The organism is Pseudomonas sp. P5_B2, assembly GCF_056400445.1.
Genome location: NZ_JBFULH010001083.1, coordinates 1 through 1033 on the forward strand (window position 1 = coordinate 1; position 1033 = coordinate 1033).

General features: G+C 58.3%; 1 protein-coding gene. It reads right to left on the reverse strand.

Annotated features, from left to right (window positions below):
* Positions 1-811 (reverse strand): EamA family transporter RarD (rarD, locus tag AC1DRJ_RS29325; RefSeq protein ID WP_477805206.1); only part of this gene is annotated, 811 nt, incomplete at its 3' end.
* Positions 812-1033 lie beyond the last annotated feature (222 nt).

Consider the following 1033-nt stretch of genomic DNA (forward strand, 5'->3'; position numbering starts at 1 on the left):
GAATATAGGTCAACCATTCCCCAGGCTTGATGCTTTCCCCAAGCAGCAACGCCACGCCCAGCAACAACACCGGCTCGACATAACTCAACAGCCCGAAAAGACTGAACGGCAACAAGCGGCTGGCGATGATATAAACCACCAACGCCGAAGCGCTGATCACCCCGAGAATCGGGATCAACAGCGATAGCCACGGGTGTTGATCGAACACGCCGAAACCCTGCTCACCACTCTGCACAAACCAGAAAGCCAACGGCAGCGTCAATGCCATGTCGACCCATAAGCCGCCAAGGTTGTCCGTAGCAAGCCGTTTGCGCAGCACGAAATAGGTGGGATAGCCAATGCACACCAGCAAGGTCGCCCAGGAAAAGCCACCGACCTGATACACCTCATTGGCCACGCCGAGGCAGGCGAAGAACACCGCGATCTTTTGCAGATAGGACAGACGCTCGCCGTAGGCGATTCGCCCGGTCAGCACCATCGTCAGTGGCAGCAGGAAATACCCCAGCGATACGTCCAGGCTGTAGCCGTTGAGCGGCGCCCACATGAACAGCCAGAGTTGCACGCCGAGCAGGGCCGAGGAGGCGACCAGCGCGGCGATCAATTTTGGATTCACCGTGGCACGACGAACAATCTCGACCACCCGCGTCCACTCGCCGGACACCACCATGAACACGGTCATGCAGGGCACGGTCAACAACATCCGCCAGCCGAAAATCTCCACGCCGCTCAGAGGGGTGAGCAACGATGTGTAGTAATACATGACGGCAAACAGCACCGAGGCCGACACCGATAAAGCGATACCTTTAGACAAACTGCCCTCGCGAGGTTGAACGTAAAACGGGGCGCAGAGGATACGTGGTTTTCGTGTTGAATGATCGTTCCCACGCTCTGCGTGGGAATGCCTCAAGGGACGCTCCGCGTTCCAGCTCCAGGAAGGGACGCGGAGGGTCCCGGGCTGCATTCCCACGCGAAGCGTGGGAACGATCAATCACAGTGGGTTGTGTGTCTGTTCAGTTGGTGCGGGGTTTACGGC